Source organism: Levilactobacillus hammesii DSM 16381 (genome assembly GCF_001434395.1).
In the GTDB taxonomy this organism is placed as follows: Bacteria; Bacillota; Bacilli; order Lactobacillales; family Lactobacillaceae; genus Levilactobacillus; species Levilactobacillus hammesii.
This window is the reverse complement of the sequence record NZ_AZFS01000061.1, coordinates 162,803-176,151: the sequence shown is the minus strand read 5'-3', so window position 1 is coordinate 176,151 and position 13,349 is coordinate 162,803. Positions and strand designations below refer to the sequence as shown.

Sequence of the window (13,349 nt, the reverse complement as noted above, 5' to 3'; positions counted from 1 at the left end):
AAGATTTGCAACAAACTTTCTTAACTGGCGGGTTAATGGGAGGGGTCGCTGGCGTCTAAAAACTCAGGATGATTCTGAATAAAGGTGGCAGCGCTGGGATGACTGGCGAGAAAATCATGGAGCTGATCCGGATTAGCCGAGAGTTTACGCAGCTGATCGAATTCTGAGGGGGAGTTTGCGGTTGTGCCAGGATAGAAGATTTCTGCGGTGCTGCGCGTATTGACCGCCTTCACATAGACCTGCGCAACATTGGCCGGGCGCATGGCCTCACTGGTGCCGGCGATTCCTTGAATTGTGATGAGACCGACGTACGTGTTGGTTCCGTGAAAGGCATCGGCCAGGGATAGTGTATAGCTGCGGAGGGCGGCCTTGGTCAGTGACAGTGTAGTGGTTGTTTTGTCGGGGTGATGGGCGGCCCCGCCTCCGGTAAAGAGAATGTTGCGGGGAAGGTCAGTGGGTGCTAAATCGAGAAATTGACGACTGGTGGTGATGGCACCAATTACGTTCGTATTCAGGCGTTGCTGAATCTGAGGTGTCGGTGTCGTGAGGGGGCCGTCTAGCGTGGTGTTGGCGACATTGTAGATGAGTGTTTGGGGACGTCCAAATTGGCGGGTGACTTGCTGAAACATACTAGCCGTCTGTTCCGGATCGGTCGCGTCCGCGGCAATCCAGTCGGCCGCTAAGCCTTCCATGTGAAGTTGTTCCGTTAGGGTCTGCAAGCGTTGCGGATTGCGCGCAACTAAAACGGGGTGGGCGCCGGCCTGGCTAAAGGCCCGCGCGATGGCGAGACCAAAGCCGGAACCGGCTCCCAGGACAATTACAGTTTTTGTCATAAATTTTGCCTCCGGTCGTCGATAGTGACGGGCTGACTGTCGAGACAATCCACCCGCCTAAAGTTACCATACCAGCTTAGGGAGAGATCGGCAAAGAAAGATCCTGCGAGGGTGAACATTTGTTGAATAACCAAATTAAGCGGACGACAAATAAGACCCGAACGCATTTGCGCGCGGGTCTTATTGGGGTTAAATCTAATTTAGGTGTTATTGATTGTCGGATATGATGTTACTTAATGTTTTCGTTAGTGATGGCTTCGATGTCGGCCTTGGCAATCTTGGCCATGTTCTTCTTCAGGTGCTTGACGTCGTTCTTGTTAGTGATGAAGCCGGATTCGACCAGGCTGTAGTCGATTCCACGACGGCGAAGGACGTTGCAGTTCCGCAGATTGGTCCGGTAACTGTAACCGTTGTAGGCCTTGTTTAAACCAACATATTTTTTGATAACCTTAGCGAGACGCCGGTCACGTTTCGTGGGGTGCTTCTTGTGAATAATGACGTGACCACCGTGACCAGCAGGGGCATCAAGATGGAACATGATCACCGTCGTCTTTTTGTTGAGCTTGTAAGAGCCCTTGTGATGGTAAAGGGTATCACTGACCAAGTTCTTCTTAGGGTTGTAGAAGGTAATGGTACTGCCCTTGACTTCCTTGGCGTATTTCCGCAGCTGAGGCAGCATGTGTTTCCGCAAGAAGGTCGCTTCCGTCGTACCATTGCCCCGGGCGCCAGGATCGCCGGCCCCGTGACCCATCACAATTAAATAGTGCTTCTTAGCTTTTGGCTTGGCCTTAGCCTTCTTGGCCGTCTTAGACGTTGTGGTCTTGCTAGCGGCATTGACCGTGGTGAACGTTGTGGTGGCCAGTGCTAGTGGTAACAGTAGCATGATACCGGCAACAAATCCCAATTTCCAGTTGTGTTTCATTCCTGATCGACTCCTTATGTATTCTAGTTAACGTACTAAAGGTTGAAAATGCCAAAGTACCGGCCATGTCTATTCTAGCAACAGCAGTGGGACTACTAGGCAACCTGGTGGTCCCTTCGCCTTACCGGCCGGCAGATATGGGACTGGAACGGTGCGAACACAACTTGAAGCCTCGAAAGTCGCGAGTCTACAAGCTTGGTTTTCTACTAAGCCAGTAAGAAAATCACTTACTGACTAAGTAGAACGACGCGCCTGAGCCCATATCTTCCAACCATTTGTTAACCTGTTTAATCATACGCTTAAAGCGTGAATTAGGGTAGACTGGTCTAAAATTATTTTAAAAAGCGCCCCAATCTAGATCAAAATTAAACGCATAATACAACGTAATCCGCCTTATACTTTGAAGGTAGTTCACATTTTTACTCGCCTTACACGTTTGCTACGCTATTAATGGCAAAAACCATTAAATGAGGAGGAACTAGCCATGACAATGCGTGTAGATTTATTGCAAGAGTCGTATGCCCAACTCTATGAGTTATTGGGAGAGGACTTAACGGAAAAAGTTTATGAGATGTATCGCGGAAGGCAGATCTCATTTCCGATGCGCCTCTATAACCGCGATAAGGTGGCTGAACAGATCGTTAATGAATATGACGGCCATAACTTGGCACAGTTAACCAAGGAGTATGATTACTCACAACGGTGGATTCGGCAGATTATTCAAAAACACCGTGAGGAAGCCGAGAAAACGGGAAAATCAGCAGATAACGATTAGGCCTAACCGGTGTCGGTTTTTCGGGTATAATGGTGTGAAGTCAAGCAACAATTGAGGAGGTTTCACCCATGATGACTGCGGAATCTCAGGTCCTTCAGATTATTCGTGACACACCGGAACTCATGACGATCCTAAAACTGATCCGTGACCAACATTTGCCGCAAGGGGCATTGGCCGCTGGGAGCATTCGTAACACGGTTTGGCAAGTTCTGAGCGGGCAGCCTGTTCGTTTGGGTAGCGACGTTGACGTTGTTTTCTTCGATCCCCCTCGACCGGCCAGTGATGATTTGGAAATCTATGCACGGCTCACCGCCATTGCGCCGCAGTATCAATGGCAGGTTAAAAATGAGGTTTACATGGCCCACTATAACTTTAAGGATGACCCCGCGCTTACTTCCGTTAGCGATGCGATCGGTCGGTTCATCGAGGTGCCAACCTGTGTGGGGGCCTATCTGGAGGCGAATGAGCTAAAACTGATCGCGCCACATGGCGTTGATGATTTGGTGAACTTTCGCTGTCGGCCGGTGCCATTTTACCAGCAGGACGACGCGCACCTGGATCTGTTCCGGCAACGCATGGCCGAAAAGCAGTGGCAGCTGAAGTGGCCTCGGTTGCAAATTACCGAGAAGTAGCGACCCGCACCTTCGCGTCATTGGGTTGATGATGAATGGCGTAGGCGTCAGCCATTGGATTTTAACGTGGTCATTGGGTCCTTTTAGAGGATGCGGACGCTGTGTGTCAGGGTATCAAAAAGCTTGTTCCGAGATGTTTCGGGACAAGCTTTTTTCGCGTGGTGGTGGGGTTAGCGGTCGTTTGGGGGTGTGGATTGACTGACAAGGAACCGTCACGATTGATAGCGCGCCAACATCCGGGTAAGTTCCTGTTGAATCTCAGTGGCAAAGTCATGGGGCGCCACGACCTGAACGTTGGCGCCCTGGCTCAGCAGCCACATCTTGGCGCCGGTATCGAAGGTGGATGTGGTTATCAGCACGGCCTGCTCATCGGGATAGCGGGTGGTGATTTTAGCCGTTGGGAACCGATCAAGGGCCGCCTCGGGAATTCCCCAAAATTTGAATTGCAGGGTAATCTTCTTTCCCGGCTGCATGTACTGTAGGAACTGACGCATGGCACCCTCTTCAACGCGTTCGGCCCGCGTACGCGTGATGACCTGCTGCGTTGTCTTGAGGTCGCGAATACGGTCGACACGGTAGAAGAGATTCTGGTGGTAGCGGGGATTGTAGGCAATCACGTAGAAGTAGTATTCGGAAAAGATAATGGCTTCCGGGAGAATCGTGCGGGTCACAAATTCCCCGCGCTGACGCGTGTAGGTAATCGTGATGCTTTGTTTTTGCGTGATATAACGGCTAAGTTGCCAGACCATCTGGCGTAAGGACCGTCCGTGATGAACGGGTTGATAGTAGAACCGTTCATTTTTGATGATGGGTTGAATTTCGGCCTGATCCTCAGGTGAGATGAGCGCCAGTAGACCGTTGATGGTTTGCGTCATTTCCGGTCGCGTCAGTGCGCGGCTGGCTAGGGCAATCTTGATGAGAATCAGGATCGTTTGTTTGGAGACGGAATCCTGGGTGGTGATGAGTTGATAGCCACCAAGTTGCCGGCGATAGCTCAGTTGATAGAGGAGATGTTGTTCCGTGATGAATTGACGAATCTGACTGAAGTCGCGCTGAATCACGCGGGGACTGACGTGGAATTGGTTGGCGAGCTCGGTTTTTTTGACCAGGTGCCCCGTCATGAGGGCTTGAAAGATGGTGAGTTGGCGATAGGCGGCATTCACGGGAAGGACTCCTTTTTAGTAAGTAGACGAATTCTGTCTACTTGTCATTGTAGACTGGGGTCAATTCGTAAGCAAGTGAGGCGATGAACTTGGATGAAATTGAGAATTGGCAGGGACTATACCGTGAGCTCGCACAGGTGGTGGGGCCTGAAGTCACGAAGACTTTGTGCGCGTACTATGGCGGTTCGCAGGTGAACTTTCCCAAACGTCTGTGGGACCCGCAGCGCGAGGCGCTAACCATCCAACGGGAATGGGTAGCCGGTACTAGCGTGAGTCAATTGGCCCGACAACACAACTATTCTAGCCGCACCATTCGCCGGATTTTGGCAAAATTCTCTGCATAGTGCCCAGCAGATTGCCGGGGAAGTTACCGGCCAAGCCCATTTTCCCCGGTAAGGCACGTTTGCTACCCTAATAAAGGGGAAACGTTAGCAAAAAGGAGACGGTTTTTGATGAAGGTACAGGCAGATTTGCTGCAGGATTCATACGCGCAGTTGTATGAGGTGGTTGGTGAGGAGCTGATGTTGAAGATTTTTGAATTGTATCGGGGACAACAGATCTCGTTTCCCATGCGGCTCTACAATCGGCACAAGGTGGCCGCGCGGATTGTGACGGAATACAACGGGCATAATATGCCGGCCCTCACCCGGAAATATGACTACTCGCAGCGCTGGGTGCGGCAGATGATCCAGCAGGCGCGAGAAAATAAGTAGGCAACGCCAAAATCGGCCTGTCCCGAGAATGATTCCGGGACAGGCCGATTGGTTTTCCACAGGCGTGGGACTATGGAAAAATAAAAAACGCCGCGACTACTGAATGGTAGCGGCGACGTTTAGTTAGGTTAATCGTTAAGTGATTCTGGTTCCAAGTTCTCGGTAGCAGGGGTCGTCTTCTTTTGGACGGCACCCAGGATAGCCCGAGCGATGGGGCCGACCACGATGAGTTGCAATGGTAAGGCCATGAATAGGTTGAAGATCCAGGTGTGCAGGTAGGTCAGGAAGAAGTTCCCGCCAAAGTTCTGGGTCACGATCATCCCGAACAGGGACATCAGGGTAACCATGCCCACAACCATCATGCAAGAGATGGTCAGGGCGATCCGGATTTGTTTTTTCTTCATGTAGTCATTCAAAATGAATTTGAAAAAGATGCCTTTGACGCTGGGGCCAATGATCCCCAGGTCGCAGATGGCGGCGACCAGAAGGGCTAACGGATAGCCCGTCAAGACTTCACGGATGAAGTGATGGGAGAAGCCGTCAGCTAAGGCGATGTTGTAGCCGGCCATGACCAGGACCATCAGTCCGGCCATGACGGCGGTGAATAAAAGTTCTTCTTTAAAGTTTCTAGGCATGGTGTAACTCCTCGTTTGTATTTCCCACGAGCTGTTAGCATACCATGTTTATTTTCATTTCGTAAGGATTATTTTGAAAATAGTTGAAAATTCCATTGAATTACGACCGCAATGAAAGAAATAAGGACAGAGAATTCACTGTCAGATCTTGATAAACTAAGTCGAGAAATGTTTTAAGGAAATCTGGCAGGAAAAATATTTTTAATTATTGATATAACATAGTCTTATTTACTGGTAACATAATTAGAAGGGGACTATCGGAACTGTCTTAGCAGTTACGGTTGCTGTTGGCGTATTAGCCGGTAGCGTGATAAAGGTGAAATTTGGGTAGCTTACAACTTCAGTGTTCACGGCATGACGAAGTGGGGGTGGCAATAATAAAGAGTAGATTAAAACGGTATTTTGTTTTTTACTTGGTTTTTCTTATCGGATTCTTCCTATTACCGATTATGTGGCCGTCAGTATTTAGTTTTAATTTAATGACTATTGCTTGGATTCTAGGTGGGACATTAGTTGGTGCTATCGTAATTATGGTGTTTGAGAAATGAAAAGTAAAAATAAATACTGAAAACAGACTAAGAGTAGCTCTGTAAAATGAAAGCTGATTGCGGGAAATCTGATGATTTTTCGCAATCAGCTTTTTAGTAAAGGAATATTTGTATCTGCTGGCCTCGCGGCGATCTACGTGGATCTAGTCCGGATGCGCTGATCCTGTGATGCGTCTGAAAGGCAGAGGCACGATGGCTTTTAAGGATTCCGAAACTGAGAAAATCGTAATTAGTTTTTGATATAAATTTCTATTTACAAATTTTATACAGAATATTTGCATAAAATAAACGTGGCGCTGCTATCCTAATCCCTGTAAATGATGTTGGCACTTGAGAGAGTAGGAGGGTTATGAATTGAAGCATCTAATGATTAAATCATTGAGCTTATTCGGCGCCGCGATAGCCTTGGCGGGTGTGGGAGTTACGCCTGGAATAGCCGCTACGACAGCACAGCCACCAGTCGCCGGGCAGGTGAAGTCGGCTGATACGGGGAAAGCCACGACACTTCTGGTAGATGGGTCCAAAAAAGAGGACCTAGCTAAAACGCTGGTCGTTTTGCACAACACCAAGAATACACGTGATCTCGGTGGGTACCAGACTGCCGATGGTAAGTGGCAGATTCGTCACTATCAACTCCTACGGTCGGATAATTTAAACAAGCTGGACTCAGATGACGTTAAGACATTCACGGATAAGTACCGCGTGAAATCAGTCGTCGACTTACGAACACCAGGGCAGGTGAAGTCCGCACCGGACGTTGCGATTCCGGGCGCCAAGGAAACCTATATTTCAATTCTAGGGCCGCACGCTTACACGGATGGTGGGGGTGACGGTGATTTCTACAATCAGCGGTTGACCTTCGGCTACCCTGCGATTACGGGTTACCGGCAGTTTTTAAACATGCTGGCCGTAAATAACGGCGGCTCCACCCTGTACCACTGTTCCTCCGGTAAGGATCGCACGGGGATCGCGACGGTTCTGATCATGGCAATTCTGGGTATGGACAAGCAGACCATTGTCAATGACTTCATGCTGTCGCAATACACGGGCAGAACCGTTAAGATCGAGTGGATCAGCCAATACTACCGGGACATTGAAAAGAACTATGGCTCACTCCAGAACTACATCGATACGGCACTGGCGATCTCGCCCACGGTCCAAGCCAAGCTACGGGCCAAGTACTTAGTCTCAACGGATGGGAAACAAACGCCCTACCCAGCACCCAGCGAGCCCGCCCAACCGAACCCCACGCCGACCCTCCCCAGTCAACCAGAAACACCTAAGCCACAACCCGAGACTAAGCCGGAAGTGGTGACAAACGGGGACGGCGACCAGGTAACCAAGCCCAAGAAGAAGGCCAAACAGGTCAAGATTCTCAAAACCAAGAAGTTGCATACCAAGCGGGTTTACCGGGTGAAAGCACACAAACCATGGTTCAAGGATGCCAAGCTCAAGCATGCCAAGGGAAAGACGCCTAAGACCGCGAAGAAGTGGCGCTTGGTCAAGTCCGAAAAGGTTAAAATCAAACATAAGACCTACACGTACTATCAAATTAAAGATGCTAGTGGCCACACGGCCTGGATCCTAAATAAATATGTAACCAAGAAATAGTTTACAAGCGTCAGTTCATCCTGAAAACGGGAGTGGATTGACGCTATTTTTTTGGCCTGGAAGGTTGTTTTTATATGTGAAATTAATAAAGAGTGGGGGAGTGGGGTTACTCAAATTCATGAAAATTGTGTGGTGCTTTCGCAATTTGTCAGGTTTATTTTCCTTTTTCATGAAAGTAGCTTAAACTACTGTGAGGAGGTTTTTAAAGTGAAGACACAAGAAGTAACACTGTCGAGACGGACAATCCTACTCATGGCGGTGGTCACCGGGGTGATCGTGGCCAACCTGAACTTTATTCAGCCCATTGAGAACTTGATTGCGACCGATTTTGACATTTCCAAGGCAGCAGTGGGGACACTGGCCATGGTCACGCAGTTGGGATACGCGTTTGGCCTGCTCCTCATCGTGCCGTTGGGCGATATTTTTGATCGCTATCATTTGATTCAATTCATGATGACCCTATCGATTTTTTCCTTATTGTTGGCCTTTTGGGCACCCAATGCCGGTGTCTTTGCGGTCGCCACGGCGCTCGTTGGAATCACGTCGGTCGCGCCACAGATCATTATTCCCTATGCGGGATATCTGGCGCCGGCGTTGCAACGTGGTCGGGTACTGGGAATTGTGCTCAGTGGTTTGTTAACGGGGATCCTACTCTCCCGGTCGTTTAGTGGCCTGCTGGGGAGCATCATGCCGTGGCAGTACATTTATCTGCTGGCGGCGGGGATCGACCTGATCTTCTTAGCCATCGTGCACGTCCAGTTGCCCCGGGATGCGCGGGGACACCAGAACCTGCGCTATTGGTCGGTGATTGGCATGCTGCCCAAATTGTTTACGAGTCAACGGGCACTGCGCGGGGCAGCCATCAACGGTTTCTGCCTCTTCGGCATGTCTAACGTGCTTTGGTCGACCCTGGCCTTTTATTTGGCCGCGACCTACCATTTAGGCAGTAACGTAGCCGGCTTGCTGGGGCTCTTGGGAATCGCGGGGGTACTGGCCGCACCCATGATTGGTAACTTGGTTGACCGGCGTTCGCCCCGGCTTACGATTACGCTATCGATGGCCCTTTCCGGGATCGCCTTCGTGATTTTCTGGGTCGTGGGGCACTGGATGATCGGTCTGATTCTGGGGATCATTCTGCTGGACTTGGGGACGCAGTTCAGTCAGGTTTCCAATCAGGCAATTGTCCAATCCTTGAATCGCCAATTAAGTAGCCGCAACAACTCGGTCTTTATGTTCAGCTACTTCTTAGGGGGATCGATCGGCACGTTGGCCGCCACCTGGGCGTGGACCCACGCCGGTTGGCTCGGTGTCTGCGGTGTCGCCGCGGCCTTCCTGGTCGTCGCCTTGCTGGGACATTGGGTGATTGGCGAGCCGGAAAAGCTGGCGGTTGAAGACTAACCCCTGGCAACACGAAAGATGAAGGTCTAGGCACCTTACCTGAAAGAATCGGGTAGGGTGCCTTTTGATTAGACTGCGGTTAGGTAGGGTTGGTCGAATGAAGGTGAGGGAGGTACCAATGAAGTTGACACGGTGTCACCATCGTGCTATAGTACCGAAAGTGACACGATGTCACTTTCGATTAGAGAGAGGAGTTTTTCCCTTGCCTTCAACGACGTTTGATCATTTACCAACAGCTAAAAAAGACCGCATCACGGCGGCCTTATTGACAGAATTCTCCGATCACGGCCTGGCCGAGGCTCAAGTGGCCCGGATCGTGACCAGTGCCGGGATTGCCCGGGGCGCCTTTTACAAGTACTTTGCGGATTTGACGGATGCCTATCAGTACCTTTATCAGGTGGCGTTGAGTCAGATTCACCGGGATGCCGGTGGGGATGAGCGGCAGGTGTTTGACGCCAAACGGATTTACCGAGGCGTCGTGGACTTTGTCGACCAGGTCAATGATAGCCAATACTACGCCTTTATCCGCCGGCACTACGCCGAGAATGAAAGCCTGCTGCCAGTGACACCGGTGTCTGCGCAGTTACCCGCCATTGCTTGGGCGGCGATGGTGTTGAGCCACGCGGCTATCAAGGAAATTTTATTGCAGCCCGCCAGTGAAGCTGTGGCCCGTGAGCGGTTATGGACGGCACTGACCCTGTTACAACCGAAGGAGGCGTGACCATGTTTCTAGCGCTAAAGGAGATCCGTCACGAGAAGCTGCGTTACGGTTTGATTGTGGGGATGATCGTCCTGGTCAGCTACCTGGTATTTGTCCTCAGCGGTCTGGCATACGGGCTCGCCCAGCAAAATACCCAGGCCATTTCATCCTGGCAGGCCAGCAAGATCGTGTTGAATTCGGATGCCAACGACAGCCTTTCTCAGTCGTTGTTGACGAAAAAGACCACAGACAAGGCCAAGCTAACCCAGCACGAGGCTTATCTCGGCCAAGCGGGGGTCGTCGCCAAAGCGAAGGGCCAAGCCAAATTATCCGCGCAGTTTCTGGGTATCAGCCAGCAACAATTTATTTACCGGCGGGTCAAGGTCACCAGTGGCCACAAACCGGTCACCAATCGGCAGATTATGGTCGATGACAGCTTCAAGACTAATGGCTACCACCTAGGGGATCGGGTCACGTTAAATTCGACGGACACGACGTATAAAATCGTTGGTTTTACGCATAACGCCAAGCTTAGTGTGGCTCCTGTCATTTACGGGACGTTGGGAACCTGGCGCACGCTAAGCCACGTGACCAGTGACTTTCAGGCCAACGGGATCGTGACCGAACGGGCTAGCTTCCAGCCCAAGGTCGCGGGGCTGAGCACCCTGACGATGGGACAATTCATTAATAAGTTACCCGGTTATTCGGCTCAGAACACAACCTTTACCTTTATGATTGGCTTCCTAATGATTATTGCTATGGTCGTGATTGCCGTCTTCCTGTACATTTTAACGCTGCAAAAGTTACCGAATTATGCGGTGTTACGGGCGCAAGGGATCCCGGCTAAGGTACTGGTCACGACCACGCTCAGCCAGGCGATGCTATTGGTCGTGGGCGGTTTGGTTCTGGGGGCCGCCTTGACGTTAGCAACCGTCTTAGCCTTACCGGCAGGGGTACCCATGGGCTTCAACATCCCATTACTGGCCGGCGTGACCGGCGGTATTTTGTTAACGGGTCTCGTGGGGGCCTTGATTCCAGTCAAAGTCATTTTGAACGTTGATCCGGTCAGCGTCATAGGAGGTTAGCGTATGGCAGTTCTTGAAGTGAAACACGTGACCAAGACGTTTGGGCACGCTAGTAATGAAGTGACGGTCCTGACGGATGTTAATTTCACCGCTGCGGCAGGAGAGGTTAGCCTGGTGATTGGGCCGTCCGGGTCTGGCAAGAGTACCTTTCTGACGATTGCGGGGGGAATTCAGACGCCGAGTGCGGGCGATGTGATCGTTCAGGGAAACGGACTCAATCAGCTATCCGGTAAGGCGCGGGATGCATTGCGCCTCAATCATATTGGCTTTATCCTGCAGGCCTACAACCTGGTGCCCTATCTCACGGTCGAGGATCAATTTAAACTGGTCGATCGCGTGAAGCCACAGGGAAATCTCGATACAGCCGCGTTGGATCACCTGTTAGCGCAGCTGGGCATCCGTCAGCTGGTCAACCAATATCCAGCGGAATTGTCCGGTGGGCAATCGCAGCGGGTCGCCATCGCGCGGGCGCTTTATCAGAATCCCGATATCATTCTAGCCGATGAACCGACGGCGGCGTTAGACAGTGAACGAGTCAAGGTCGTGGGACAGTTGCTCCATGACCTGGCCAAGGCCCACAACAAGGCCATCGTGGTCGTGACCCATGACTTGCGACTGCGGGATTATGCGGACCGTACCTATGCCATTATGGATGGCAAGATGACGGTGGCTTAGATCGTATTGATGTGGCGTTGATTAACTTTTTTACAGGCTCATAGAGTGGAAAAATTTTAATTTGAAAATTTTCAAATCAAATGAATACACCGAAGCAGCGACAAACCCAACAACAACGGGATTTGTCGCTGCCTTTTAATTATGGAAACGCGAAAAATACTATTTTTTGCAACTTTTTTGGTCTAGACAATTGCGTATCAGCAAACGGACGCGTACACTGATTAAGGAAGCGGTTACAAAATTATTTATATAGACGTTCTTATATTTACGTCGGAGGGTGAAGACAAAATGAATCGACACTTAAGCACTTTCTTTATTTTTACGTTTGGTGCACTTGGGGGACTACTATTTGGATTCGATACGGGTATTATTTCTGGGGCATCGCCTCTGATTGAAAGTAACTTTAGTCTGGATATCGCCCAGACAGGGTTCATCACCTCATCCGTCTTGATCGGTTCATCGGTCGGGGCCTTGGGTGTGGGGCCATTGGCTGACAAGTATGGGCGGAAACGCCTGCTGATCTTGGCGGCCATCCTATTCCTACTCGGGTCCTCACTATCCATGGTGGCGGTCGGTTTCTGGTCCATGGTGGTTGCTCGGATCATCTTGGGCTTGGCCGTTGGGTCGGCGTCAGCGTTGACGCCAGCCTACTTGGCCGAACTGGCACCCGCGGAACGGCGGGGGTCGTTGGGGACCTTGTTCCAACTGATGATTACCTTGGGGATTCTGTTGGCCTACGTCTCTAACCTGGGCTTCTTGCATCACAACCTGTTGGGTATTCGTGACTGGCGGTGGATGCTGGGGTCAGCCTTGATTCCAGCGGCCTTACTGCTAATCGGGGGCCTGTTACTCCCAGAATCACCACGGTTTTTGGCCGAACAGGGTCATAATGACCAAGCACTGAGTGTTTTGAAAATGTTGCGGAAGAATACGAATGATAGTCCGGAAAAGGAATTAGCCGATATCAAGGTCATCGCACAACAGCCTAAGGGTGGCCTGAAGGAACTCTTTACGGTTGCGCGGCCCGCGGTGATTGTTGCGGTGGGAATCATGTTGCTGCAGCAATTGGTCGGGATTAACTCCGTGATTTACTTCTTACCTCAAGTCTTTATTAAGGGCTTTGGTTTCGCAGAAGGCAGTGCCATCTGGATCTCCGTGGGGATTGGGGTCGTGAACTTCTTGGTCACGGTTCTGGCAACCTTCATTATGGATAAATTCAACCGGAAGACCTTCTTGATGTTTGGGTCGGTCGTCATGGCGGTTTCGCTGGGAATCCTAGCGGTCATGAACTTTACCATGGATATTCATACCACGGCCATTCCAACGATGATCTTAATTGCCATCTACATCTTCGGGTTCGCCATTTCCTGGGGGCCAATTGCCTGGGTCACGATTGGTGAAATCTTCCCACTGAGTGTGCGGGGGATTGGGTCTTCTATTGGGTCAGCGGCAAACTGGATTGGGAACTTCCTGGTTTCCCAATTCTTCTTGGTCATGCTGACGTACTTCAACAATAATGTTGGTGGACCATTCGCCGTGTTCGCGGTATTTGCCGTGCTCTCCATGTTCTTTGTCCACTACCTGGTTCCCGAAACGCGGGGCAAGTCACTGGAAGAAATCGAATTGGAATTGCGGCATCAAGAGAAGAAAGCCTAGGTA

At 50.7% G+C, this 13,349-nt stretch carries 14 protein-coding genes; 10 read left to right on the top strand and 4 right to left on the bottom strand.

What is annotated here, in order from left to right; genetic code table 11:
* Positions 1-32: 32 nt before the first annotated feature.
* Positions 33-833, bottom strand: a complete 801-nt coding sequence (locus FD28_RS09595; protein WP_057734825.1) for an SDR family NAD(P)-dependent oxidoreductase — start codon at positions 831-833, stop codon at positions 33-35.
* 229 nt (positions 834-1,062) lie between these two features.
* Positions 1,063-1,755: an N-acetylmuramoyl-L-alanine amidase gene (locus tag FD28_RS09590; protein ID WP_057734824.1), complete on the bottom strand. Its 693-nt coding sequence runs from the start codon at positions 1,753-1,755 to the stop codon at positions 1,063-1,065.
* A 484-nt stretch (positions 1,756-2,239) separates the two neighbouring features.
* Between FD28_RS09590 and FD28_RS09585 the strand changes: the two genes are divergently transcribed.
* Both FD28_RS09585 and FD28_RS09580 read left to right on the top strand, forming a co-directional pair.
* Entirely contained in the window at positions 2,240-2,530 is a 291-nt protein-coding gene (locus tag FD28_RS09585) for a Mor transcription activator family protein (protein WP_057734823.1), read from the top strand.
* Positions 2,531-2,601: 71 nt separating this feature from the next.
* On the top strand, positions 2,602-3,162 hold the full coding sequence (locus tag FD28_RS09580) for a nucleotidyltransferase family protein (protein ID WP_057734950.1): 561 nt from the start codon (positions 2,602-2,604) through the stop codon (positions 3,160-3,162).
* 212 nt (positions 3,163-3,374) lie between these two features.
* Here the strand turns inward: FD28_RS09580 and FD28_RS09575 are convergent, their stop codons facing one another.
* Positions 3,375-4,325 (bottom strand): helix-turn-helix transcriptional regulator, encoded by a 951-nt coding sequence (locus FD28_RS09575; protein WP_057734822.1) that lies wholly within the window; start codon positions 4,323-4,325, stop codon positions 3,375-3,377.
* A gap of 89 nt (positions 4,326-4,414) precedes the next feature.
* Here FD28_RS09575 and FD28_RS09570 point away from each other — a divergent pair, with 89 nt between their 5' ends.
* The gene (locus FD28_RS09570; RefSeq protein ID WP_162255553.1) at positions 4,415-4,669 is read left to right on the top strand and encodes a Mor transcription activator family protein; all 255 of its coding nucleotides are present in this window, start codon (positions 4,415-4,417) and stop codon (positions 4,667-4,669) included.
* A 108-nt stretch (positions 4,670-4,777) separates the two neighbouring features.
* Entirely contained in the window at positions 4,778-5,038 is a 261-nt protein-coding gene (locus FD28_RS09565; protein WP_057734820.1) for a Mor transcription activator family protein, read from the top strand.
* Positions 5,039-5,166: 128 nt separating this feature from the next.
* On the opposite strand, the gene FD28_RS09560 is transcribed toward FD28_RS09565, so the two are convergent.
* The gene (locus FD28_RS09560; protein WP_057734819.1) at positions 5,167-5,673 is read right to left on the bottom strand and encodes a DUF2798 domain-containing protein; all 507 of its coding nucleotides are present in this window, start codon (positions 5,671-5,673) and stop codon (positions 5,167-5,169) included.
* 902 nt (positions 5,674-6,575) lie between these two features.
* Here FD28_RS09560 and FD28_RS09555 point away from each other — a divergent pair.
* The 6 genes from FD28_RS09555 (at position 6,576) to FD28_RS09530 (ending at position 13,346) form a co-directional block, all read left to right on the top strand.
* Positions 6,576-7,832, top strand: a complete 1,257-nt coding sequence (locus FD28_RS09555) for a tyrosine-protein phosphatase (RefSeq protein WP_057734818.1) — start codon at positions 6,576-6,578, stop codon at positions 7,830-7,832.
* A 252-nt stretch (positions 7,833-8,084) separates the two neighbouring features.
* On the top strand, positions 8,085-9,230 hold the full coding sequence (locus tag FD28_RS09550; RefSeq protein WP_057734949.1) for an MFS transporter: 1,146 nt from the start codon (positions 8,085-8,087) through the stop codon (positions 9,228-9,230).
* 202 nt (positions 9,231-9,432) lie between these two features.
* A complete protein-coding gene (locus tag FD28_RS09545; protein WP_057734817.1) occupies positions 9,433-9,951 on the top strand; it encodes a TetR/AcrR family transcriptional regulator in 519 nt (172 codons plus the stop codon).
* 2 nt (positions 9,952-9,953) lie between these two features.
* Positions 9,954-11,015 carry an FtsX-like permease family protein gene (locus FD28_RS09540; protein ID WP_057734816.1) on the top strand — a complete coding sequence of 354 codons (1,062 nt, stop codon included), beginning with the start codon at positions 9,954-9,956 and terminating at the stop codon, positions 11,013-11,015.
* Positions 11,016-11,018: 3 nt separating this feature from the next.
* Positions 11,019-11,690, top strand: a complete 672-nt coding sequence (locus FD28_RS09535) for an ABC transporter ATP-binding protein (RefSeq protein ID WP_057734815.1) — start codon at positions 11,019-11,021, stop codon at positions 11,688-11,690.
* Between the two features lie 288 nt (positions 11,691-11,978).
* A complete protein-coding gene (locus FD28_RS09530; protein ID WP_057734814.1) occupies positions 11,979-13,346 on the top strand; it encodes a sugar porter family MFS transporter in 1,368 nt (455 codons plus the stop codon).
* Positions 13,347-13,349 lie beyond the last annotated feature (3 nt).